This window comes from Mycobacterium sp. (genome assembly GCF_004298145.1).
Classification (GTDB): Bacteria; Actinomycetota; Actinomycetes; order Mycobacteriales; family Mycobacteriaceae; genus Mycobacterium.
The window spans coordinates 1-23,417 of sequence record NZ_SCRH01000062.1 but is presented as its reverse complement, the minus strand read 5'-3'; the positions used below and the strand labels follow the sequence as shown (position 1 = coordinate 23,417).

Genomic DNA, 23,417 nt, shown 5'->3' with positions numbered 1-23,417 from the left:
AGCAGTGCCCGCGGCCTTTCCGTCGATCCATCCGAATGAACTCGCCGCCGATTTTAGTCATCCGCGGCACTATTACACGTCTGAACCCGATTTGAGCGCAGGCTTAATTCGACTGCGCGGCGCGCGCCTTGGCCTCGCGCCGACGGCGATGCAGAATCGGCTCGGTGTAGCCGTTGGGCTGCTGCGTTCCGGTCAGGATCAGGTCCTGCGCCGCCAGGAATGCCAGGCTGTCGTCGAAGTCGGGAGCCATCGGCAAATACGCCGCATCCTTCGCGTTCTGCGCGTCCACCAGCGGCGCCATCCGCTCCAGGCTGGCCCGCACGTCCTCCTCGGTGATCACACCGTGGCGCAGCCAGTTGGCCAGCAGCTGGCTCGAAATCCGCAGCGTCGCACGGTCTTCCATGAGCGCCACGTCGTGAATATCGGGCACCTTGGAGCAACCGACACCGTGCTCGACCCAGCGCACCACGTATCCGAGGATGGACTGGCAGTTGTTGTCGACCTCCTCGCGGATCTCCTCGGAAGCCCAGGCCAGTTCCTTGGCCAACGGAATGGCCAGCAATTCGTCGATGTTGGTGCGCTTCTTGCCGGCGAGCTCCTCCTGCACGGCGCCCACATCGACGTAGTGGTAATGCATCGCGTGCAGGGTGGCCGCCGTCGGCGAGGGCACCCACGCGGTGGTGGCGCCGGCCTTCGGCTGGCCGATCTTCTGCTCGACCATGTCGGCCATCAGTTCGGTCATCGCCCACATGCCCTTGCCGATCTGCGCCTTGCCCTTGAAGCCGGCGGCCAGGCCGATGTCGACATTGGCGTCCTCGTAGGCCTTGATCCACGTGGTGTTCTTCATCGCACCCTTGCGGATCATCGGGCCGGCCTCCATCGAGGTGTGGATCTCGTCGCCGGTGCGGTCCAGGAAGCCGGTGTTGATGAACACCACCCGGTCGGCCGCGGCCTTGATGCATGCCTTGAGGTTGACGGTGGTGCGCCGCTCCTCGTCCATGATGCCGACCTTGAGGGTGCCCTGCGGCAGGCCGAGGACGTCTTCGACCCGGCTGAACAGCTCGCAGGTGAACGCGACCTCGTCGGGCCCGTGCATCTTGGGCTTGACGATGTAGATGGACCCGGTGCGGCTGTTTTGCAGCGGGCCGTTCACCCCGTCGTTGTCGGAGCCGTTCTTGAGCCCGTGGATCGCGGTCAGACCGGTGAACAGCGCATCCATGATGCCCTCGAACACCTCTATTTCTTCGTCGCCTTCGCTCCTGACGATCGCGTCGTTGGTCATCAAATGTCCGACATTGCGGACGAACAGCAGGCTGCGGCCCGGCAGGGTCAGCTCGCCCTCGCCGTCGGGTGTGGAGTAGGTGCGGTCCTGGTTGAGGACCCGGGTGAAGGTCTTGCCGTCTTTGTCGACGTCCTCGGACAGGTCGCCCTTGTTCAGCCCGAGCCAGTTGCGGTAGCCGAGCACCTTGTCGTCGGCGTCGACGGCGGCCACCGAGTCCTCGAAGTCCATGATCGTGGTGATGGCCGATTCCAGGATCACGTCCTTGATGCCCGCCGCGTCGGTCTTGCCGATCGGCGAGTCCGGATCGACGAGGATCTCGATGTGCAGGCCGTGGTTGGCCAGCAACACCGACCAGTTGGGGGAGCCGAGCTCCCCGGTGTAGCCGGCGAACTTCTCCGGGCTGGCCAGTCCGACCGAGCCGTCGGCGGTCGCGACCTTCAGGTGGCCGTCCTCGACGGACAGGCCGGTCGCGTCGGCCCACGACCCGGATTCCAGCGGCGCCGCCTCATCCAGGAATTTGCGCGCGTAGGCGATCACCTTGTCGCCACGAACCCTGTTGTAGCCGGACCCCTTTTCGGCGCCATCGCTCTCGGGGATGACGTCGGTGCCGTACAGGGCGTCGTAGAGCGAACCCCACCGCGCGTTGGCGGCGTTCAGCGCGAACCGGGCGTTGAGCACCGGCACCACCAGCTGGGGACCCGCGGTCGTGGTGATCTCGTCGTCGACACCGGAGGTGGTGATCGTGAAGTCCGCGGGTTCGGGCAGCAGGTAACCGATTTCGGTGAGGAACTCGCGGTAGGCGTCGATATCGAGCGGCTCGATGACGCGCTGCCGGTGCCACCTGTCGATCTGGGCCTGCAGCTCGTCACGCCGGCGCAGCAGATCCTGGTTCTTGGGGGTCAGGTCGGTGACAACTTTGTCGACGCCCGCCCAGAAGGTGTCCGGGTCGATATCGGTGCCGGGCAAGGCCTCTGCGTTTACGAAGTCATACAGCACCCGGGCGACGCGCAAGTTCCCCGCCGACACGCGATCAGTCATGATTCTCCTCCGTCATGGGCCGCCCTGGACCACCATCGGGCCGGACAGGCCCAGGTTGGCAATGTCATCAGCCTACCGAGCACAGCCTGGCGAGCGTTATCCACCCGAACCCGCCGCAGCAGGTCAGGCCACACCGACAGGCCCAAGAATGACGCTGCGGCAAACACCGGGATTGATTTCCAGCAACGCACATTCCGCGTGCAAGCGGTGCTCAGTCGTCCTCAGCCCGCTAGTGCCCCCCAGCACTTTCTTAACTGGTAGCCGTGAAGATCATACGGGCTGCGCGCAGCCCCGCCCGCCGCCCAGTATCGCTACGCCTCGCGCATCGTCCCGACGAAGTCTTCGACCAGGTCTTCCATCGCCACCATCGCCACCACGGCGCCGCTTTCGTCGGTCACCAAAGCCAGATGGCTATTGCTGCGCCGCAGCCGCGCCAAAGCGTCGGCCAGCGGTAGCGACCGCGGCAGCCCCGGCAGGGGCCGCACCTTCGCCAGATCGATCACCGTCTGCGGATCGCCACCGAGGGCCAGCACGTCCTTGATGTGCAGATAGCCGACGAAAGTCCCGTCGACGTTTGCCACGGGGAAGCGGGAGTAACCGCTCTGGGCCGAGGCCGCCTCGACCGCTCCCACCGTCGGGCCCTTGCCCGCCGCGACCACCGGTACCGCGTGCACGCCGGCCAGAGGCACCGCCACATCGCCGACCACCCGGTGGCGGATTTGCAGCGCCCGAGCCAGCCGGGTGCCTTCCTCCTGATCCAACAACCCCTCCGACGCGGATTCGGCGATCATCTCGCTCAGCTCGACGGGGGAGACCGCGATCCCCAGCTCCTCCCTGCGCTCGACGCCGAGCGCGCGCACCACCACGCTGGCGCACTTGTCGTAGAACACGATGAACGGCCGGGCCACGCGCACGTAGGCCAGATAGGGCGGGACGAGCAGCATCGCCGTGCGCTCCGGACCGGCCAGCGCGATGTTCTTGGGCACCATCTCACCCAACAGCACGTGCAGCGTCACCACGATTGCCAGCGCGATCGCGAACGACAACGTGTGCAGCAGCGCCGGGTGAATCGTGGTCAGTCCGAGCGCCGTTTGCACCAGGTCGGAGACCGCCGCCTCGCCGATCCGGCCGAGTAGCAGCGAGGCCGCCGTGATGCCCAACTGCGCGCCGGCCAGCATGGACGGCAGCTGCTCACCGGCGCGGATCACCGTGACGGCGGCGGCTTTGCCCTGTTCGGCGAGCGCTTCCAGGCGGTCGCGCCGCGCCGAGATCAACGCGAACTCCGCCCCGACGAAGAAGGCGTTCACCCCAATCAGCAGGCACGACAGCACCAGGCCCATGGTGTCGTTCATCGGTATCCCCCCGCGGCGAGGATTTCGTCGTGACCACTGAGTTCGGTCAGTTCGAGGAGGTCAATCCGGCGGCCATCCATCCGGATCACCCGCGCCTGCCAGCGCGCCACCGCGTCCAGCAGCCCATCGGCGTCCAGGCCGGGCAGCTTCACCGTTTCACCGGCGGTCGGGATGTGACCGATCTCGCGCAGCACCAGCCCGCCGATCGTCTCGTAGGGACCTTCGGGTGCCCGGAAGCCGGTAGCGGTGGCCACCTCGTCGATGCGTAACAGGCCCGACACCTGCCAGCCGTTGCCGGCGGGCACCACATCCGGGGTGGCGTCGTCGTGCTCGTCGCGGACATCACCCACGATCTCTTCGATCAGGTCCTCGAGGGTCACCATGCCCGCGGTGCCCCCGTATTCGTCGACGACCAGTGCGGTTTGCAGGCTGTTGGCCCGGATCTCGGCCATCACCGCGTCACCGTCCAGCGTGGACGGCACCACCGCAGCGGGTTGGGCCACCGTGGTCAGCAGCGTGCGCGCACGGTCGGCCCGCGGGATCGCGAACACCTGTTTGACGTGCACGATGCCGACGGTCTCGTCGAGGTCGCCCTCGACGATGGGGAAACGGGAAAACCCGGACTCGGCGGCCGCGGTCACCAGGTCGGCGACGGTGTCGTCGGTGTGCAGCGCCACGATCTTGGACCGGGGCGTCATCAACTCCTCGGCGCTCAGGGTTCCGAACTGCAGCGATCGCCGCACCAGGCCCGCCGTCGCGGCGTCCAGTGCGCCGCTGCGCGCCGACGAACGCACCAGTGACAACAACTCTTGCGGTGACCGCGCGGACCGCAGCTCCTCGGCCGGCTCGATGCCCAGCCGGCGCACGATCCAGTTCGCCGCGCCGTTGGTCAATCTGATCGCCGGGGTCAGCAGCAGCGAGAACAACAGCTGAGCGCCCACGACGGCGCGGGCGGTCGAGAGTGGTCGCGCCACCGCCAGATACTTGGGGACGAGCTCGCCGAACACCATCGACACCGACGTCACGATCACCAGCACCAGGGCGGCCATGATCGCGTCGCCAACCTTGTCGGGGATGCCGAGCGCGTCCAGCCACGGGTGCGGCAAGTCCGCCACCATCGGATCGGTCAGGTAACCGGCCGCCAGCGTGGTGACGGAGATCCCGAGCTGGGCGCCCGACAATTGGAACGACAGCCGGCGGTGTGCGCGGCGGATCCACCGGTCGCGGCGGCCACCGGTGCGGGCGTTTGCCTCCACGGCGCTGCGGTCCAGCGTGGTCAGCGAGAATTCGGCGGCGACGAACACGGCGTTGCCGAAGATCAGCACCGCGATCGCCACAACGCTGATCACGGTGACGGGGACGTTCATGAACTACGCCGCTCGCTGGTCGACGGTGGTGACCCGGGAACCGAGGCAGGCGCCGGAGGAGGCTCCGCATCGGGCGGCTCGTCCGACGGCCCGTGCGCCGGCAAGCCGATGGCCTGCGCGGGTGCCTGCGGCACGTCGATCCTTTCGCTGCCTGGTGACCGAGCGGACGCGGTCGCTTCCGTCTTTGCTGCCCTATGCTAGCCCGGGTTACGGCCGTGCCGCGCCGACCACTCGGCGCCACCCCGGTACCGCCGCCGGCTGACACCGGCGACCGGGGGTAACTACGGTATGCCTACCCTTACTCAGGTACGCTCTGCGCACTATGCCCGACGCCCCAACGGAAACGCCGTCCGTTCAGATCCTGCCGCGCGAACGCCTCGATATCGCGGACGCGATCGCGCAGCTTCCCCGGCCACCCGCGCCCTTTCTGGAGCCGCCCTTCGGGCTGCGCGCCGCGCAGCTCGCGGATGCGGACATGGTGGCCGAGTGGATGAACCGTCCGCATCTGGCCGAGGCGTGGGAGTACGACTGGCCGGCGCCGCGGTGGCGGCAGCACTTGGATGCCCAGCTCGAGGGCACCTACTCCCTGCCGTTGATCGGGAAAATTCGCGGCATGGATTGCGCGTACCTCGAACTCTATTGGGGCGCAAAGGATCTGATCTCACGGCACTATGATGCAGAGCCCTATGACCTGGGACTGCATGCCGCCATCGCCGATGTGAAACTGGTGAACCGGGGCTTGGGCCCGATGCTGTTGCCGCGGATCGTGGCCAGCGTCTTTTCGGTGGAGCCGCGCTGCCGCCGGATCATGTTCGACCCCGATCACCGCAACACCGCCGCGCGCAGGCTGTGCGAGTACGTCGGATGCACGTTCCTCGGCGAGCACGACACGACGAACCGGCGCATGGCGCTCTACGAGCTGAAAGCCCCGACGACGGGCGCGTAGCCGCCGTATTCGGGCGCCGTCCCGGCGGCGATCAGCTCACGTGGAAACCGTTGCGGTCACTCAATCCACCGCCTCCAGAGAGCGCCGCACTTCCAGGCGGCGCAGTTTGCCCGACGAGGTTCGCGGCAGCGATCCCGGTGCCATGAAGATGACGTCGGAGGGAACGACGCCGCACACGGATGCGACGCGCGCGATGACTTCGGTGCGCGCACCCGCCTGATCTGCCCCCCGGAATTCGGCGGCGACGATCAGGCCGGGACGCGCCGAACGTTCGCCGGTGGCCAGCGCCACCACCGCGCCTTCGCGCACCCCGCGCACTCCGGCGGCGACCGTCTCGATCTCGGTCGGGAAGATATTGCGTCCGGCGATGGTGATGAGTTCCTTGGCCCGGCCGCACACCACCAGCCCGTCGTCGGCGAAGAAGCCGAGATCGCCAGTGGGAAACCAGTCTTCGCGGTCGACGGGTTCGTGACCCAGGTAACCGTCCATCATCGACGCGCCGCGGATCTCGATCTCACCGATGTCGCCCTGCGCGCCGTCGCGCCGCGAGATCCGAATCTCGGTGCCCGGGATGGGTTCGCCCAGCACCGCGTGGCGGCGCGACCCCGTCTCGTCGGTGACGTTGGCGAACCGCAGTCCGGTGCCCGGGGTGGGCACGCTCACCGCGCACGTCGACTCCGCCAGGCCGTAAGACGGAGTGGCGGCGCCGGCGTCGAATCCGAAGGGGCCCATCGCTTCGGCGAATCGCTCGAATCCCTCACAGTCGATCGGCTCCCCGCCGTTGATCGCCACCCGCACGGCGCCGAGATCGACATCGGAGACCCGGCGGGCGTACCTGCCGACGAGGTTGTAGGCGAAGTTGGGTGCCGCGGTGATCGTCGCTCGGCTTTCCGACAGCCAGCCCAGCCAGCGAAACGGCGAGGCGGTGAAAGCCGATGTGGGAGCGAGCCATACCGACATGCCGCCCAGCGACGATGCGAGCAAGAAGGACAGCCCCATGTCGTGGTAGAGCGGCAGCCACGAGCAGCCGACGTCCGCCGGAGTGACGGAGAGGCGCTGATTGAGGCCGCGCAGGTTGGCCAGCACCGCGTCCGGCGAGAGCGCGGCGGTTCTGGGTGAGCCGGTGGAGCCCGCGGTCCCCTGCAGGATCGCCGGATTCTCGCTTCGCGCGGGCACATCGATGCATGATCGGCCCGTATGTGCCGCGGGGCCAAGGTTTTCGATGACCATGTCGTCGTCGAGGCCGGCCGGATCCAACGATTGCAGGCCGTCCAGGTACGAGCCGTGACTCAGGACGGTGCGCACCCCGATGCCGCTGAAACGGGTCAGCGTCGCCTCGGCCCAGCGCCGGCCGTCGGCGCCGCGCACCGGGCCGGGCAGGATCGAGACGCTCGCGCCCGTCAGCCACGCGCCCGCAATGGCGGCGACGAATTCGACGGTCGGTTCGCCGACCAGCCCAACGGCGGCGGGCCGACCCCGGTCCAGCAGCCATGCGGCGATGCTTTCGGCCAGCCCGTGCACTTCGGGCCAGGGATGGCGATGCCATGCCGACGACTCGCGGTCGAAGACGACCAGATCGCTGGTGCCGCCGCGCATCGCGGCGGCCAGCGCCGCGGCCAGTTCACTCATCGCGAGGTCTTGCTGCGATCACGTCCTGCATGTCGCCGACCGTGTCGCAGTTCAGCAGTTCCTCTTCGGACAGCGAGACACCCAGCCGTTCTCCGATGGCCACCATGGCCACGGCGAATGCCACGGAATCCAGTCCGACGTCGTCGACCAGCCTGGCGTCGGGGGTCACGCGGGACACGTCGACGTTGAGGTCATCGCGCAGGATGCTCAGCACCTCGGCGCTCACGGTGGATGAGGAGGTAGGGGAGGAGGAGGTCATGGCGCAGTAGGTTAGCAGGGCCAATTAGGCAAGGCTGGCCTTACCCTAGCCAGCGTGTCACCACCCCAGGGGTAGCGGATGCCCCTCGGCGAAGCCCGCGGTCGACTGCACCCCGACCACGACCCGTTCGTAGAGTTCCGGCAGGCTGGCGGCGCCGACATAGGTGCAGGTGCTGCGCACCCCCGAGGTGATGTGATCGAGCAGATCCTCCACGCCGCCGCGGGCCGGGTCCAGCCCCATCCGGGACGTCGAAATGCCTTCCTCGAACAGCGCTTTGCGGGCCCGGTCGAACGCGGTCTCGGCGCCGCTGCGGGCGACCACGGCCCGTTTGGACGCCATGCCGTAGCTCTCCTTGTACGGCTGGTCCTCGCGGTCGCGCATCAGGTCGCCGGGCGACTCGTAGGTGCCGGCGAACCACGACCCGATCATCACGTTGGACGCACCGGCGGCCAGCGCCAGCGCCACATCGCGCGGATGCCGGATGCCGCCGTCGGCCCACACATGTCCACCCAATTCCCTTGCGGCCGAGGCGCATTCGACGACGGCCGAGAATTGTGGGCGGCCGACTCCGGTCATCATCCGGGTGGTGCACATCGCGCCCGGGCCGACCCCGACCTTGACGATGCTCGCCCCGGCGCCGAGCAGATCGCGGGTGCCCTCCGCCGAGACCACATTGCCCGCCGCCAGCGGCACACCGAGATCGAGCGACGCGATCGTCTGGATCGCCTCCAGCGTCTTGACCTGATGTCCGTGCGCGGTGTCGATGACCAGGAGATCGATTCCGGCCTCGACCAGGGAGCGCGCCTTGGCTCCCGCGTCGCCGTTGATGCCGACGGCCGCGCCCACCCGCAGCCGGCCACGCGCGTCGACGGCCGGGGTGTACAGACCCGCGCGGATGGCGCCGGTGCGGGTCAGCACCCCGGCCAGCGTCCCATCGGCATTCGTCATGACCGCGACACCGATCGCGGACTGCTCGAGGAGGTCGAAGATCTTGCGCGGCTGGGTGCCCACCGGGGCGGTGACGAAGTCGGTCATCGCGACGTCGCGCACCCGGGTGAAGCGGTCCACGCCGAGGCACGACGATTCGCTCACCAAACCAACGGGACGGCCCTCGAAGGCCACGACGGCGATACCGTGCGCCCGCTTGTGGATCAACGCCGTCGCGTCGGACACCGAGTCGTCGGGCCCGAGCACCACCGGGGTGTCGAGGACCAGGTCGCGGCCCTTGACGAACTCCACCGTCTGCTCGACCGCGGTGATCGGCAGATCCTGCGGCAGGATGACGAGGCCACCCCGGCGCGCCACCGTCTCCGCCATCCGCTTCCCGGCCACCGCGGTCATGTTGGCGACAACGACCGGAATCGTGGTGCCCGAACCGTCACCGCTGGACAGGTCCACGTCAAATCGCGACGCGACCTCCGAGCGGTTCGGCATGATGAAGACGTCGTTGTAGGTCAGGTCGTATCCGGGTCGGTGCCCGTCGAGAAACCTCATCGCAACTCAAGCCCCCTTACGCCCTCCAATGTGGCCGCGCTACGCCGGCACTTCGGTGCGATCGCCGCTCCACAGCGTGTGGAAGCGCTTGTCGGGCTCGTCATCGATACGGCCGTAGGTGTGCGCGCCGAAGAGGTCCCGCAGCCCCTGGGTGAGCGCCGCGGGCAGCCGCTCGGTGCGCAGCGCGTCGTAGTAGGACAGCGCCGAGGAGAAGCCGGGGATCGGGATGCCCAACTGGGTCGCGGTCACCACGACCCGGCGCCAGCCGTCGACGGCGGCCTCGATGGCGCTGCGGAAGTAGGGCGCAACGATCAGCGTCGGCAGGTCCGGGTCTTCGTCGAAGGCGTCTTTGATCCGGTTGAGGAATTTCGCCCGGATGATGCAGCCGCCACGCCAGATGGTGGCCAGGTCGCCGGGGGTGATGCCCCAGCCGTATTCGGCGCTGCCGGCCTGAATCTGGTTGAAGCCCTGCGCGTAGGCGATGATCTTGGACGCATAGAGTGCCTGCCGGATGTCCTCGGTGAATTGCCGTGCATCACTGGGCTTTTCACCGAGCTGCCCCGACGCGAGCCCAGTGGTGGCCTTGCGCTGGGTCACCGACCCCGACAGCGCGCGCGCGAACACCGCCTCGGCGATGCCGGTGACCGGCACGCCGAGGTCCAGCGCCGACTTGACCGTCCAGCGGCCGGTGCCCTTTTGTTCGGCTTCGTCGAGGATCAGGTCGACGAGCGGCTTCCCGGTCCTGGCGTCGGTCTGGCGCAAGACCTGCACGGTGATCTCGACGAGGAAGCTGTCCAGGTCGCCTTTGTTCCACTCGTCGAACACGTCGGCGATCTCGCCGGCGGTTTTGCCGAGCCCGTCGCGCAGCAGTTGATAGGCCTCGCCGATCAACTGCATGTCGGAGTATTCGATTCCGTTGTGCACCATTTTGACGAAGTGCCCGGCGCCGTCGGGACCGATGTGCGTGCAGCACGGCACCCCGTCCACGTGCGCGGAGATCTCCTCGAGAAGGGGGCCCAGCGACCGGTACGACTCGGCCGGGCCGCCGGGCATGATCGACGGGCCGTTGAGCGCGCCCTCCTCACCGCCGGAGATGCCGGCGCCGACGAAGTGCAGGCCGCGCTCGCGCATCGCCTTTTCCCGGCGGATGGTGTCGGTGTAGAGGGCGTTGCCGCCGTCGATGATGATGTCGCCTTCCTCCATGGCGTCGGCGAGCTCGTTGATCACCGCGTCCGTCGGGTCGCCGGCCTTGACCATGATCAGCACCCGCCGCGGCTTTTCCAGCGCGTCCAGGAATTCCGCGATGGTCTCCGAACGCACGAACGTGCCGTCGTCACCGTGCTCGGAGAGCAACGCATCGGTTTTGGCGATCGACCGATTGTGCAGCGCCACGGTGTAGCCGTGGCGGGCGAAATTGCGCGCGATGTTCGACCCCATCACGGCCAGGCCCGTGACGCCGATCTGCGCGGTGCCGGTCTTGGAACCCGCCTGGGTGTCCGACGAACTCATGTCTTCGCCTCTCAATCGGGAGAACTTTTCAGCAAAAGCTTTCGGTGACACTGTGGCACAGCGCATGGACGTGTGCCCGGGGTGATCAGCCGTCGGCGGCCTCAGAGGTTGAACAGGCGTTCCAGCTCGGTGAGCCACGGCACGGCGAGCGAGACGGTGGGCACCACGAATACCGCCGCCGCGGCAAGGTATGCGGTCGCCGACAACGTGGCGCTGTTGCCGCGCCCGCCCAGCCGGCGCACACGCAGCACCGTGCTGGGACCGCCCGCCGCGAGCGCGCCCGACGGCGGCCGCCCCGACGCGCAGGCGACCAGCGCCCGGGCCAGGGGAGCGCGGCCGGCGGCGCGCACCGCGGCGTCGTCGGCGAGCAGTTCGACCAGAAGCTGGACGGCGCCCAGCGCGTTGGCGCTGCGGACCAGCCGCGGGAAGGCCGCGTGCACGGCGGTGAACGCCTCCAGCACCAGGTCGTGACGGGCCCGCAGGTGAGCCCGCTCGTGGGTGAGGATGGCCGCGACTTCGGCGTCGGCGAGCGCGCTCAGCGTTCCTTCGCTGACCACCACCCGGCTGCGCACACCCGGCAGGCAGTAGGCCAGCGGTTGCGGGACATTTAACACGCGAAGGTCGCGCGTTCGGGTGCACGTCTGGGACAGCGCCGCGTCGTGGCCGACCCCGACCAGATCGACGACCATGCGGTGGTGGGCCCGTCGCCTCCGATTGGCGATCGCCACCTGGGCGATGGCGACCATCAATCGGGCGCCGACGAGCACCGTCAACGCGAAGACGCCGATATATGCGGTCCAGAGCGGCCACCCCAGCCGGCCGGCGGCGCCGACGATGCTGGCCGTGGGCCGTCCGTCGGGACCGGGCATGAGCAGCCGGGTGGCGATCGCGATGCCGGCGCTGAATGCCGACAGGACCGCGGCCAGCGCGACGGCTTGCCACAACACCATTGCGGCCCGGGGGGCGCGCAGCGGCCAGCGCGCGCGTGCCAACATGGCCGGCACCGGGCCGGTCAGCAGCACCGCGAGAATGGTGAAAGCCAGCGCGGACACACTGCTAGTGTCCCTCAGCCCTCCGGGGCAGCGCCAGCAGATGGTGAGTTAGTGCGTTGATTGGCTTCCAGTTCGGCCAGTGCGCGCCGAAGCGCCTCCGCCTCGTCGGCGCCGACGCGCTCGACGAAGTGCACCAGGGCGGCCTGCCGGCCCCCGGAATCCTCGGCTTGGGAAAGCGCGTCCACCATGAGGCCGGCGACCAGCTCGTCGCGGCCGTGCACGGGGGCGTACCGGTGTGCCCGGTCGTCGCGGATCTGGGAGACCAGGTTTTTCTTGGCCAACCGCTGCAGCACGGTCATGATCGTGGTGTAGGCGAGGTCGCGCTGCGCCGATAACGCCTCATGGACCTGGCGAACGGTCTGGGGCTCGGGCGTGGACCACAGATGGTCCATGACGGCCCGTTCCAGGTCCCCCAGCCGTGTCAGTTTGGCCATAGTTTCGTTCATCTCCTGAGCGTCAAATCCAGAGTACTCCCGCTTACTACCGGCGGTCGTACAGAAAGCTGACGAATCACTGTGTCGGCCGCCGTACGCGTCCCGCCGCGAACACGTCGAACAATACCCCTTGCAAACTTAGGGCAGCCTTGCCTATGCTTACCGAGTCGAGCGATAACGGACCGTGTGAGAGTCCTGAGGGCTGCAGTGACCCCCGGTCTTACTCGATCGGCGAGCCCCGTGCCTTGTGCACGGGGCTCAGCCGTTTTCGGAGGATGTTCTCCGACCGGTTGTTCTACCGCGAGAGCCTGCCCGCAAGCGATGGTGTAAACACAGGGACGTGCCAGAGCCGCAGGAAACGATCATTCCGCCCGATTTCACCGCGCCCTTCGACCGCGAGATCGGCTTGCAGTTCACCGAACTCAGCCCCGACGGTGCCCGCGCCCAACTCGAGGTGACCCCGAAACTGTTGCAGCCGATGGGTCTCGTGCACGGCGGCGTTTACTGCTCGATGATCGAAAGCATGGCCAGCGTGGCCGCCTACACCTGGCTGGCCACCCGCGGCGGCGGGAATGTCGTGGGAGTCAACAACAACACCGACTTTCTGCGTTCCATCGGTTCGGGCATGGTGTACGGCAAGGTCGAGCCGATACACCGCGGCCGGCGCCAGCAATTGTGGTTGGTCACCATCACCGACGACGACGGTCGCGTGATCGCCCGGGGCCAGGTGCGGCTGCAGAATCTCGAGCTCCGCGAAGGGTGATCAAAGGGCCCACGATTCACCTGCCCAAGGTTATCGAATACCCCAGTCGGGGAACAGGATTCGCAAACCGGCCAGCCCCGGCTAGCTGGCCCGTCTGGCGACCGGGCGCTTGGTCTCCGCAGCAAGTACCGCCAGCTGTTCGAGCCGGGTTCGGGCGAATGCCTGCTGCTCGGTGATGGTGAGTTGGCCCCGCCGGGTGCTCAGGAACGTCACCGTCCACGACAGCAGCGTGCTGATCTTGGTCTTGAACCCGACCAGGTAGACCAGGTGCAGGACCAGCCACGCGAACCAGGCGAACAGGCCGCTGAATTCGACCGGACCGATCTTGGCCACCGCGGAAAACCGCGACACCGTGGCCATGGAGCCTTTGTCGAAGTACTGGAACGGTTCCCGCTCGGCCGGGTCGGCCCCTTCGAGTTCGGCCTTGATGGTGTTGGCGACGTACTTGGCGCCCTGGATCGCACCCTGGGCTACGCCGGGTACGCCTTCGACGGCGGCGAGGTCGCCGACGACGAACACGTCGGGGTGGCCGGGGATGGACAGGTCGGGCAGCACCTTGACCCGCCCGGCACGGTCGAGCTCGACCGTCGATTGGTCGGCAAGGTCGCGGCCTAGCGGGCTGGCTGAAACGCCGGCGGACCATACCTTGCAAGCGGATTCGATCCGCCGGACGGTGCCGTCGGAGTCCTTGACGGTGATGCCGTTGCGGTCGACGTCGGTGACCATGGCGCCCAGCTGAATCTCCACACCCATTTTCTCCAGCCGGTCCGCGGCCCGCCGACCCAGCTTGTCGCCGAAGGGCGGCAGCACGGCGGGCGCGGCGTCGAGCAGGATCACGCGCGCCTTGGTGGAATCGATGTGCCGGAAGGAGCCTTTCAGCGTGTAGGTCGCCAATTCCGCGATCTGCCCGGCCATTTCGACGCCGGTGGGGCCTGCCCCGATCACGGTGAACGTGAGTAGCTTGGCCCGCCGTTCCGGATCACGAGACCGCTCGGCCTGTTCGAACGCGCTCAGGATCCGCCCACGTACCTCGAGGGCGTCGTCGATCGACTTCATGCCCGGGGCGAACTCGGCGAAATGGTCGTTCCCGAAATACGACTGCCCGGCCCCGGCGGCGACAATCAAGCTGTCGTAAGGGGTTTCGTAGGTGTGGCCAAGCAGATCCGATACGACGAACTTGCCGGCCAAGTCGATGTGCGTGACGTCACCGAGCAATACCTGGACGTTGCGCTGCCGGCGCAAGACGACCCGGGTGGGCGGGGCGATGTCGCCTTCGGACACGATGCCCGTCGCCACTTGGTAGAGCAACGGCTGGAAAAGGTGGTGCGTGGTGCGGGCGATCAATTTGATGTCGACGCCTGTGTGCTTGAGTTTCTTTGCAGCGTTGAGCCCGCCGAAGCCCGAGCCGATGACGACGACTTGATGGCGACGCTCCGGTCCAGCTGTCGTTCCTGGCTGGGGGCTCATGTTTCCGCTGCTCCTGACGGGGGCTTTTGGGCACGCGACTGCGATTACCAACCACGCTAGTCAGGCGGATACCCCGAAACCTAACTCGCAACATGTGTAATCAACCACATCGCCTGTATCACCCCTGGTGGTCGACAGGCACTGTGGCGTAGTTATCAGACCTGGTTATCAGACCTGCGAATCACCCCGTCGTCATTGGAGAGAACCTTCTCCCGTGCAGTGATCATGGCCTGCCTGGATCATTCCGCCGGGTGCGCGCGCCAGCGCCGCCGCCTCCGCTTCCTCGCGTGTCGGACCCCAGCCTCCGAAGTATCCGGATTTGGCCGCGTTCAAGACGAGGGCCATGCAGCCGCCCTGGCCGCTGGCCAGCAGGCGACAGTCGCTGATGCTCTTGCGGCATGTGTCCATGGCCGACTTCTCGGCCGCACCCTGGTTGGCTGCGCCATCGGCGATGCTGATGTGCCCGGTGGAGTCCGATATCGCCATCGCGATCCAATTGTTGTCGGCATGCGCGACGGGGGCCGGGGCGAACGCCACGACAACGGCGATCGCCGCCCACGCTCGTTTCTTCATGGACTTCCCGGGCCCTATTCTTCTGCGCTGCGCGGTTGTGGCGCAGGTAAACGCTGCTACACGAAAGTATTACCGCGGCGCGACGAATCCGCGACCGCACGCGGGCGAAGTCGTTACAGCCCGACGAGCGGGCGCAGCGCTTCACCGGCCGCCTGGACGACACCCGGCGTGTAGAACGGCAGGTTGATGATCACGCCGTCGATTCCCGCGTCGACCACCTTGGTCTTGATCTGATCGGCGACCGAGTCCGGGGTGCCGACCACCATCCGCTGTTTCATCTCGGCGGGAATCTGGTCGAGGCTCGCGTTTTCGTCGATCAGCACCGTGGTCAGCGTGCTGGTTTCCAGGGTGGCCGGGTCGCGGCCCACCTCCTCGCAGGAGCGGCGCACCACCTCCAACTTGCCGGGCAGTTCATCGAAGCCCGCGATCACGTTGAGGTGGTCGAAATGCCTTGCGGCGAGCGGGATTGTCTTCTTTTCGCCGCTGCCACCGATCATCAGCGGAAGGTGTTCGCGGAAACGAGGATTGGCGAACGCCTCGCTGGAGCGGTACCACTTGCCCGAGAAGCTCGCCTGCTCGCCCCTGATCATCGGCAGGATGATCGCCAGCGCCTCGTCGAGCCGGTTGAACCTGTCGGTGAACGTGCCGAATTCAAAACCCAACTGGTCATGCTCGAGCTGGAACCAGCCCGTCCCGATCCCCAGAATCGCGCGGCCCTGGCTCACCACGTCCAGCGTGGTGATGATTTTCGCCAGCAGCGTGGGGTTTCGATACGTATTGCCGGTCACCAGGGTGCCGAGCTGTACCCGTTCGGTGGCGGTGGCCAGCGCCCCCAGGGCGGTATAGGCCTCCAGCATGGGCTGATCGGGCGATCCCAACATCGGCAGTTGGTAGAAGTGGTCCATCACGAAAACCGAGTCGAATCCGGCGGATTCGGCCTCGCGGGCTTGAGCGATGACGGTGGGGAAGAGTTGCTCTACCCCGGTGCCGTAGGAAAAGTTGGGAATCTGCAGACCAAGTCGAATAGCCACGGTGATTACCGTAGCGATCGGCCGGGCATGGGAGAAGGGTTTGCGAAGGGCGCGCGTTACGCCTCAGGCGAACTGAGCCAGCGCGCCATGGCTCACGTGCAACGTCTGACCGGTGATGTGGCGTGCCGCCGACGTGGTCAAGAACAATGCCAACCGGGCGACCTCCGCGGCCACCGGCGCGGGCGTGCGTGAGAGTCCGTCGTAGCCGGCCGCAGCGCTGCGCCCACTCGCGACGGCGTTGACCGTGATTCCGCGCGTGCCGAAAACGCTTGCCTGTCCCGCGGTCCAATTCGCAAGCGTCGCTTTGATTGCGGCGTCGGCGCTGCCCGCCGGTGGGTTCTCGGGTACCACGCTGATGATGGACCCGCCCGAGCGCAGATGATCACCCACGGTTTGGACGGTCAGCACCGCCGAAAGCACCGTCGTGTCAAGGGCCTTGCGCCAGGCGTTGGCCGTATCGGCGATCGAGTAGGTGCGCGGATCACCGGCCTCCCAGGTGGGTGCCGGCACGTTGACGATGGTGTCCAGGTGATGGGGGAACAGCGGGCGAGCCTCTTCGAGGCTGGCCGGGTCGGTGGTGTCGCAGACGATCGCCTCGACCTCTAGTTCCTTGGCGGCGATCTCCAGATCGCTCTTGCGTGCGCCCACGAGGGTCACGTTGTGGCCGTCATCGCGGAAGCCCTCGGCCACCGTGCGCCCCAGCTCCGTGTCTCCGCCGGTAACCAGTACCTCCACTGCCATGACCTCCTCTGCCTGGGATCTCAGCGCGTTATGGCGTCAATCCCCGTATATGTTACTGGACAGTAGCTACCTGACGAAATTTTTGCGCCGCGACGCGCGGATCATTTGGGTAACTATTGGTGCGTCACTTTCTTGCGGTGATTCAGCCGCCGCGCGGGCCGCATCATCGGCGGGTTAGGGTGCATCCATGCGTCGGATCGGGATCCTGGCCGGGTTGGTTTCGACGGTGCTGGTAGCGGGGCTGGTCGGGTGCGGTTCCAAACCACAGCCGGCGCAGTCCTCCCAGGCATCGGGGAAAGTGATGGTGTTCGCCGCCGCGTCGCTCAAACCGGCGTTCACCCAGATCGGCCAGCGGTTCAAGGCCGAAAACCCGGGCACCGGCGTCGAATTCGAGTTCGCGGGCTCCTCCGAGCTGGCGATCCAGTTGACGCAGGGTGCGACCGCCGACGTCTTCGCATCGGCCGACACCGCGCAGATGGACAAGGTCAGCACGGCGGGCCTGCTGACCGGCGACCCGACGAACTTCGCGTCGAACACGTTGGTCATCGTCACCGCGCCGGGTAATCCGAAGAAGATCGGAACCTTTGCCGACCTGGCCCGGCCCGGGCTCAACGTGGTCATCTGTCAGCAGCCGGTGCCGTGTGGGGCGGCCACCCGTCGCGTCGAGGACAGCACCGGGGTGCGTCTCAACCCGGTCAGCGAGGAACTCAGCGTCACGGACGCCCTCAACAAGGTCACCAGCGGCCAGGCCGATGCCGCGCTGGTCTACGTCACCGACGCCAGGACCGCCGGGAGCAAGGTCGCGACCGTGACCTTCCCGGAGGCCGCCGGCGCGGTGAACGTCTATCCCATCGGTGTGCTCAAGAAGGCTCAGCTTCCCACGCAGGCGCGGAAGTTCGTCGACCTGGTGACCTCCCCGACCGGGCAACAGATCCTGGCCCAGGCCGGTTTCGTCAGGCCCTGACCCCCGACCGTGCACCGGCCGACGGATCTGCCCCGCTGGGTGTATCTCCCCGCCGCCGTCGGGACGATCTTCGTGGTGCTTCCCTTGCTGGCCATCGCGGTCAAGGTCGATTGGCCGCATTTCTGGTCGCTGATCACCAGCTCCTCGTCGAGGGCGGCGCTGCTGCTCAGCCTTGAGACCGCCGCCGCCAGCACAGTGCTGTGCGTGGCGTTCGGCGTGCCGATGGCGCTGGTGCTGGCGCGCAGCACGGCGCGGCCCGTGCGGTTGCTGCGGCCGTTGATTCTGCTGCCGTTGGTGCTGCCGCCGGTCGTGGGCGGGATTGCGTTGTTGTACGCGTTCGGGCGGCTCGGATTGCTCGGCCGATACCTGGAGGCTGCCGGTGTCAGCATCGCCTTCAGCACCACCGCCGTGGTGCTGGCGCAGACCTTCGTCTCGCTGCCGTTCCTGGTGATTTCCCTCGAGGGTGCCGCGCGTACCGCGGGAGCCGATTTCGAGGTGGTGGCCGCGACGCTGGGGGCGCCTCCCGGCGTGGTCTGGTGGCGCGTCACCCTGCCGCTGCTGGTGCCCGGCGTCGTTTCGGGCGCGGTGCTGGCGTTCGCCCGCTCGCTCGGCGAGTTCGGCGCGACCCTGACCTTCGCCGGCTCGCGGCAGGGGGTCACCCGCACGCTGCCGCTGGAGATCTATTTGCAACGGGTGACCGACGCCGACGCGGCCGTGGCGTTGTCCATCCTGCTGGTGGTGGTGGCGGCCCTGGTGGTACTGGGGCTGGGCACGCGCCGGCTGACCGGGACCGACGTCAGGTAGGGCCGGACCATGAGCGAACTGCGGTTCCGCGCCGTCGTCTCCGAGCGCCATCTGGATGTGGAGTTCTCCGTGTCCGTGGGGGAGGTGCTCGCGGTGCTGGGCCCCAATGGCGCGGGCAAATCGACTGTCCTGCATGTCATCGCGGGTCTCCTTCGACCCGACCACGGGGTGGTGCGGCTGGGGGACCGGGTCTTGACCGATACCACGGCCGGGATAAACGTCCCCACCCACGACCGCCGGGTCGGGCTGCTGCTGCAAGACGCACTGTTGTTCCCGCACATGAGTGTTGCCGCCAACGTCGCTTTCGGACCGCATGGTCGTCGCGCGAGGCTGCGCTCGGCTCGCGCGAAAGCGACGGCTTTGGGCTGGTTGCGTGAGGTGAACGCCGAGCGCCTTGCCGATCGAAAACCGCGGCAGCTCTCCGGCGGACAAGCTCAGCGGGTCGCGATCGCGCGGGCACTGGCGGCCGAACCCGACGTGCTGCTGCTCGATGAGCCCCTGGCCGGCCTTGACGTCGCCGCGGCCGCAGCGATCCGCACGCTGCTGCGCAAGGTCGTCACCCGCGTCGGCTGCGCGGCGATCCTGGTCACCCACGATCTGCTGGACGTGTTCACGTTGGCCGATCGCGTGCTGGTGCTCGAGTCCGGGAGGGTCGCCGAAATCGGCCCGGTGCCCGATGTGCTCACGGCGCCCCGCAGCCATTTCGCGGCCCGCATCGCGGGTGTCAACCTGGTCAATGGAACGGTCGACCGCGACGGTTCGCTGGTCGCGCAGTCCGGAGACCGCTGGTACGCGGCCCCACGAGACCGAGGCGACCTGGTCTCACCCGAGCAGCACGCGATCGCGGTTTTCCCGCCGACGGTGGTGGCCGTCTATCGCGACCAGCCGCACGGCAGCCCCCGCAACGCCGTCGAGGTCACCGTGGCCGAGATGGACATCCGCGGGTCGGCGGTGTTGGTGCGTGGCGCTCAACAACCCGATGGGGCGCCCGGGCTGGCCGCGGAGATCACCGCGGACGCCGCTTCGGAGTTGCGGTTGACGCCGGGGGACCGGGTGTGGTTCTCCGTGAAAGCCCATGAGGTGGCGCTATATCCGGCCGCGCACTGAGCGCCGCCGGCGGACTGGCCGGGCGACGCGGCGGTACCCGGCAGGTTGCACATTGGCAACATCGGCACAACTGCGCTGCATTAGTCCGCAAAGCTCCTTGCGTCACAGCGGTAACACGGTAGGTTCGTCGCCATGGAGCAGGTGGAACCGACCTCGACCCGTCGCAAAGGACTGTGGACGACACTGGCGATCACCACGGTGAGCGGTGCCAGCGCACTCGCCATCGCGTTGCCGGCGACCTCGATTGCCGACCCCGAGGTCCCGACCCCCGTCCCGCCGAGCACGGCCACGGCCCCGCCCGCGGCGCCGGCCGCGCCGAATGGGCAACCGGCACCGGTGGATCCCAACGCGGCAGCGCCGCCACCCCCCGCGCCGAACGGGGCGCCCCCGCCCGTCGACCCCAACGCGCCCCCGGTTGACCCCAACGCCGGGCGGATCAACAACGCCGTCGGGGGATTCAGCTACGTCCTGCCCGCCGGCTGGGTGGAATCCGACGCTTCCCATCTGGACTACGGCTCGGCACTGCTGAGCAAGGTGACCGGTCCGCCACCGATGCCCGACCAGCCGCCCCTCGTTGCAAACGACACCCGCATCGTGATGGGCCGCCTCGACCAAAAGCTTTACGCCAGTGCGGAAGCCGACGACGCCAAGGCCGCGGTGCGCCTGGGTTCAGACATGGGCGAGTTCTTCATGCCCTATCCCGGTACTCGCATCAACCAGGACAGCAGCCCGCTCACCGGCGCCAATGGAAGCACCGGAAGCGGGTCGTATTACGAAGTCAAATTCAGCGATGCCTCCAAGCCGAACGGCCAGATCTGGACGGGCGTCATCGGCTCGGCCAATGGCGGGAACGCCCAACGCTGGTTCGTGGTGTGGCTCGGAACCTCGAACAACCCGGTGGACAGGGGCGCGGCCAAGGCGCTCACCGAGTCGATCCAGGCTTGGACGCCGCCGGCAGCTCCGCCACCGGCTCCGGGCACCCCGGCGGCGCCAGGCGCGCCGGGTGCTCCCGCAGCGCCCGCGGCTCCGGGAGCACCCGCGCCGGCGCCCGGCCAGGCGCCGGCCGTAGAGGTCACTCCCACCGCCCCCACACCGGCGCCGCAGCAGACCCTCTCGGCCTGACCGTCTCGATATCGCACGGAGGCGACACCGAACTGGGTCGTCAACCGTCTCCAATTCGGCACTAATTTCGTGACCCAAACTGGGTATACCGAAGTGATGGCCCAGCAAAGCGCTGGGCTTTGCCAGCGATTGCAAGGAGACCTCTCATGACCGTCATGGCAGCTACCGAATACCTTGCTCGATCAAGCACACTCACCAGCGTCGGCTGGATCGGCTACATCATCATCGGCGGCATCGCCGGTGCGATTGCCAGCAAGATCATCCGCGGTAGCGGAGCCGGCATCTTGATGGACATCGTGATCGGCATTGTGGGCGCGTTGGTCGGCGGGTTCATCTTGAGCTTCTTCGTCGACACCGCAAGTGGCGGCTACTTCTTCACCTTCTTCACCGCGCTTCTCGGCTCGTTGATTTTGCTCTGGATCGTCGGCATGGTGCGCAGAACATAGCAACTTAACCCGTTGCAGCCGTGGTGGTTAGCGGCATGATGGTGTGATGGCTACACCGGTGACCACCACGGCAATGCGCGCCTGGCGCGTGCGTCGACCCGGGCCGATGGACACCGGCCCGCTCGAGCAGGTCACCACGGAGGTGCCGCGGCCCGGGCCGTCCGAACTGCTGGTGGCCGTGCGCGCGTGCGGGGTCTGCCGCACCGACCTGCACGTCACCGAAGGCGACCTTCCCGTCCACCGCGACCGGGTCACACCCGGGCACGAGGTGGTCGGCGAGGTCGTCGAAATCGGTTCCGCGGCCGGTGACGAGTTTCGGGTGGGGGACCGGGTGGGCATCGCCTGGCTGCGCCACACCTGCGGCGCGTGCAAATTCTGCCGTCAAGGCAACGAAAACCTGTGCCCGGAGTCGCGCTACACCGGCTGGGACGCAGACGGCGGGTACGCCGAATTCGCCACCGTCCCAGCCGCTTTCGCACACCCTCTGCCCAGCGGTTACAGCGACAGCGAACTCGCCCCGTTGTTGTGTGCGGGCATCATCGGTTACCGCTCGCTACTTCGCGCCGCGCTGCCGCCCGGTGGACGCCTGGGTCTCTACGGTTTCGGCGGCAGCGCACACATCACCGCGCAGGTCGCCCTGGCGCAAGGGGCCGAGGTACACGTGATGACCCGAGGATCCCGGGCCCGCGAGCTGGCATTGGAACTTGGCGCCGCATCCGCACAAGGCGCGGCGGAGCCGCCACCCGTGCCCCTGGACGCCGCGATCCTGTTCGCTCCGGTCGGTGATTTGGTCCTGCCCGCGCTGGAGGCGCTGGATCGCGGTGGCACGCTGGCGATCGCCGGGATCCACCTGTCGGATATCCCGACGCTGAACTACCAGCGCCACCTGTTTCAGGAACGCCAGGTCCGATCGGTCACCTCCAACACCCGGGCCGACGCGCGGGCCTTCCTCGGCTTCGCGGGTAAGCATCACATCCAGGTAACCACGCCGGAATATCCTCTTGGACAAGCGGATCGGGCGTTGGCAGATCTGAGCGCCGGCCGCATCGCGGGCGCGGCGGTGCTGCTGGTGTGAATGCGTCAGGTGGACAAATGCCACACGAACGCGGCCGCGAGCGCACCGAGCCCATTCAGTGACCAGTGCAGTGCAATCGGCGCGATCAGGCTGCCGCTGCGCCGGCGCAGCCAGCTGAAGACGAAACCCGCTGCTCCCGTCACCAACACGGCGCCGACCACCCCCGTCAGCATTCCGACGATTCCGCCGCCGAACAGCCGGGTGAAACCCACATTGCTGCTGGTCAATCCGAACGACGTGGCGACGTGCCACAGACCGAACAGCAGCGAGCCCGCGAGCGCGACCCCGCGAAAGCCCCAGGCCCGGTTGAGCGCGCCGTGCAGGACGCCCCGAAAAGCCAGCTCCTCGGGGATGACGGTCTGCAGCGGAATGACGACCATCGAGGCGACCATCGCCCCCGAGATCGTGGCGTAGCGATTGTTCATGAACATCGGCCGGGTCACCGGCAGCAGCACACCGACCGCGATCACCGACGCCACGACGGCCGCGGCCACCAGCGCATAGCCCAGTCCGGGCTTCCAGTGCTCGCGGCCCAGGCCCAGGTCCGCCCACCCCAAACCCCGGCACCGCATCAAGATGACCAGCCCCACAGCGGCCGCCGGGACGGTGGCGATGCTGGCCCACGGCGTGGTGAAGTGCGCAATCAGGTCGGTCAACACGAGAACCACCACGACGACGGCGATGTCGAGATGAAGGTGGAACCGGTGCAGCGCCGAAAGCTGGGACACGAGCGGGTGAACGTCGGCTGCCGCGGTGGCCTCAAGCATCCGACCAGTTTACCGGCCGCGCCGCCCGCCGACAGGACAACGAGATCGCCGTCACGGCTTCTGCTCGCTCGCCATCCACGTCAGAGGGGTCGACTCCCTCGCATCACTCACCACGCTCGTTCTGCTCGCTCACCTCCCACGTCAGAGGGGTCGACTCCCTCGCATCACTCACCACGCTCGTTCTGCTCGCTCACC

At 67.6% G+C, this 23,417-nt stretch carries 22 protein-coding genes; 8 read left to right on the top strand and 14 right to left on the bottom strand.

Annotated elements, in window-relative coordinates; genetic code table 11:
* Nucleotides 1-103: 103 nt before the first annotated feature.
* From EPN51_RS26055 to EPN51_RS26045, 3 genes are all read right to left on the bottom strand, one after another.
* The gene (locus EPN51_RS26055; RefSeq protein WP_293048626.1) at nucleotides 104-2,320 is read right to left on the bottom strand and encodes a malate synthase G; all 2,217 of its coding nucleotides are present in this window, start codon (nucleotides 2,318-2,320) and stop codon (nucleotides 104-106) included.
* Between the two features lie 311 nt (nucleotides 2,321-2,631).
* The gene (locus tag EPN51_RS26050) at nucleotides 2,632-3,672 is read right to left on the bottom strand and encodes a hemolysin family protein (RefSeq protein ID WP_293048625.1); all 1,041 of its coding nucleotides are present in this window, start codon (nucleotides 3,670-3,672) and stop codon (nucleotides 2,632-2,634) included.
* Nucleotides 3,669-5,039 carry a hemolysin family protein gene (locus EPN51_RS26045; RefSeq protein WP_293048623.1) on the bottom strand — a complete coding sequence of 457 codons (1,371 nt, stop codon included), beginning with the start codon at nucleotides 5,037-5,039 and terminating at the stop codon, nucleotides 3,669-3,671. Before EPN51_RS26045 ends, EPN51_RS26050 begins: the two co-directional genes overlap by 4 nt.
* Before the next feature lie 322 nt (nucleotides 5,040-5,361).
* Between EPN51_RS26045 and EPN51_RS26040 the strand changes: the two genes are divergently transcribed.
* The gene (locus EPN51_RS26040) at nucleotides 5,362-5,985 is read left to right on the top strand and encodes a GNAT family N-acetyltransferase (RefSeq protein ID WP_293048621.1); all 624 of its coding nucleotides are present in this window, start codon (nucleotides 5,362-5,364) and stop codon (nucleotides 5,983-5,985) included.
* 60 nt (nucleotides 5,986-6,045) lie between these two features.
* On the opposite strand, the gene mbtM is transcribed toward EPN51_RS26040, so the two are convergent.
* The 6 genes from mbtM to EPN51_RS26010 all read right to left on the bottom strand — a co-directional run bounded on the left by mbtM (nucleotide 6,046) and on the right by EPN51_RS26010 (nucleotide 12,362).
* On the bottom strand, nucleotides 6,046-7,614 hold the full coding sequence (mbtM, locus tag EPN51_RS26035) for a long-chain-fatty acid--ACP ligase MbtM (protein ID WP_293048620.1): 1,569 nt from the start codon (nucleotides 7,612-7,614) through the stop codon (nucleotides 6,046-6,048).
* Nucleotides 7,607-7,873 carry an acyl carrier protein gene (locus tag EPN51_RS26030; protein ID WP_293048618.1) on the bottom strand — a complete coding sequence of 89 codons (267 nt, stop codon included), beginning with the start codon at nucleotides 7,871-7,873 and terminating at the stop codon, nucleotides 7,607-7,609. Before EPN51_RS26030 ends, mbtM begins: the two co-directional genes overlap by 8 nt.
* A gap of 57 nt (nucleotides 7,874-7,930) precedes the next feature.
* Nucleotides 7,931-9,367, bottom strand: a complete 1,437-nt coding sequence (locus EPN51_RS26025; protein ID WP_293048616.1) for a GuaB1 family IMP dehydrogenase-related protein — start codon at nucleotides 9,365-9,367, stop codon at nucleotides 7,931-7,933.
* Nucleotides 9,368-9,406: 39 nt separating this feature from the next.
* Entirely contained in the window at nucleotides 9,407-10,876 is a 1,470-nt protein-coding gene (gene gndA / locus EPN51_RS26020) for an NADP-dependent phosphogluconate dehydrogenase (protein ID WP_293048615.1), read from the bottom strand.
* 101 nt (nucleotides 10,877-10,977) lie between these two features.
* The gene (locus EPN51_RS26015) at nucleotides 10,978-11,928 is read right to left on the bottom strand and encodes a M56 family metallopeptidase (protein ID WP_293048614.1); all 951 of its coding nucleotides are present in this window, start codon (nucleotides 11,926-11,928) and stop codon (nucleotides 10,978-10,980) included.
* A gap of 14 nt (nucleotides 11,929-11,942) precedes the next feature.
* Nucleotides 11,943-12,362 (bottom strand): BlaI/MecI/CopY family transcriptional regulator, encoded by a 420-nt coding sequence (locus tag EPN51_RS26010; protein ID WP_293048747.1) that lies wholly within the window; start codon nucleotides 12,360-12,362, stop codon nucleotides 11,943-11,945.
* Between the two features lie 340 nt (nucleotides 12,363-12,702).
* Here EPN51_RS26010 and EPN51_RS26005 point away from each other — a divergent pair, with 340 nt between their 5' ends.
* Nucleotides 12,703-13,125, top strand: coding sequence for a PaaI family thioesterase (locus tag EPN51_RS26005; RefSeq protein ID WP_293048613.1), 423 nt, complete (start codon nucleotides 12,703-12,705; stop codon nucleotides 13,123-13,125).
* A gap of 81 nt (nucleotides 13,126-13,206) precedes the next feature.
* Here the strand turns inward: EPN51_RS26005 and EPN51_RS26000 are convergent, their stop codons facing one another.
* The 4 genes from EPN51_RS26000 to EPN51_RS25985 form a co-directional block, all read right to left on the bottom strand.
* A complete protein-coding gene (locus tag EPN51_RS26000; RefSeq protein ID WP_293048612.1) occupies nucleotides 13,207-14,592 on the bottom strand; it encodes an NAD(P)/FAD-dependent oxidoreductase in 1,386 nt (461 codons plus the stop codon).
* A 192-nt stretch (nucleotides 14,593-14,784) separates the two neighbouring features.
* Nucleotides 14,785-15,165, bottom strand: a complete 381-nt coding sequence (locus EPN51_RS25995; protein ID WP_293048610.1) for a DUF4189 domain-containing protein — start codon at nucleotides 15,163-15,165, stop codon at nucleotides 14,785-14,787.
* A gap of 113 nt (nucleotides 15,166-15,278) precedes the next feature.
* Complete coding sequence (locus tag EPN51_RS25990; protein WP_293048745.1) at nucleotides 15,279-16,202, bottom strand: LLM class F420-dependent oxidoreductase; 924 nt, start codon at nucleotides 16,200-16,202, stop codon at nucleotides 15,279-15,281.
* 57 nt (nucleotides 16,203-16,259) lie between these two features.
* Complete coding sequence (locus tag EPN51_RS25985; RefSeq protein WP_293048609.1) at nucleotides 16,260-16,937, bottom strand: SDR family oxidoreductase; 678 nt, start codon at nucleotides 16,935-16,937, stop codon at nucleotides 16,260-16,262.
* Nucleotides 16,938-17,124: 187 nt separating this feature from the next.
* Between EPN51_RS25985 and modA the strand changes: the two genes are divergently transcribed.
* The 6 genes from modA to EPN51_RS25955 all read left to right on the top strand — a co-directional run bounded on the left by modA (nucleotide 17,125) and on the right by EPN51_RS25955 (nucleotide 22,455).
* Entirely contained in the window at nucleotides 17,125-17,901 is a 777-nt protein-coding gene (modA, locus tag EPN51_RS25980; RefSeq protein WP_293048608.1) for a molybdate ABC transporter substrate-binding protein, read from the top strand.
* Nucleotides 17,902-17,910: 9 nt separating this feature from the next.
* Nucleotides 17,911-18,705, top strand: a complete 795-nt coding sequence (locus tag EPN51_RS25975; protein WP_293048607.1) for an ABC transporter permease — start codon at nucleotides 17,911-17,913, stop codon at nucleotides 18,703-18,705.
* A 9-nt stretch (nucleotides 18,706-18,714) separates the two neighbouring features.
* The gene (locus tag EPN51_RS25970) at nucleotides 18,715-19,812 is read left to right on the top strand and encodes a sulfate/molybdate ABC transporter ATP-binding protein (protein WP_293048606.1); all 1,098 of its coding nucleotides are present in this window, start codon (nucleotides 18,715-18,717) and stop codon (nucleotides 19,810-19,812) included.
* Nucleotides 19,813-19,944: 132 nt separating this feature from the next.
* On the top strand, nucleotides 19,945-20,934 hold the full coding sequence (locus EPN51_RS25965; protein ID WP_293048605.1) for an alanine and proline-rich secreted protein Apa: 990 nt from the start codon (nucleotides 19,945-19,947) through the stop codon (nucleotides 20,932-20,934).
* 146 nt (nucleotides 20,935-21,080) lie between these two features.
* On the top strand, nucleotides 21,081-21,380 hold the full coding sequence (locus tag EPN51_RS25960; RefSeq protein WP_293048604.1) for a GlsB/YeaQ/YmgE family stress response membrane protein: 300 nt from the start codon (nucleotides 21,081-21,083) through the stop codon (nucleotides 21,378-21,380).
* Nucleotides 21,381-21,426: 46 nt separating this feature from the next.
* Nucleotides 21,427-22,455 (top strand): zinc-binding alcohol dehydrogenase family protein, encoded by a 1,029-nt coding sequence (locus EPN51_RS25955; protein WP_293048603.1) that lies wholly within the window; start codon nucleotides 21,427-21,429, stop codon nucleotides 22,453-22,455.
* A 5-nt stretch (nucleotides 22,456-22,460) separates the two neighbouring features.
* Here the strand turns inward: EPN51_RS25955 and EPN51_RS25950 are convergent, their stop codons facing one another.
* Nucleotides 22,461-23,222 carry a CPBP family intramembrane glutamic endopeptidase gene (locus tag EPN51_RS25950; RefSeq protein WP_293048602.1) on the bottom strand — a complete coding sequence of 254 codons (762 nt, stop codon included), beginning with the start codon at nucleotides 23,220-23,222 and terminating at the stop codon, nucleotides 22,461-22,463.
* Nucleotides 23,223-23,417: the final 195 nt, after the last annotated feature.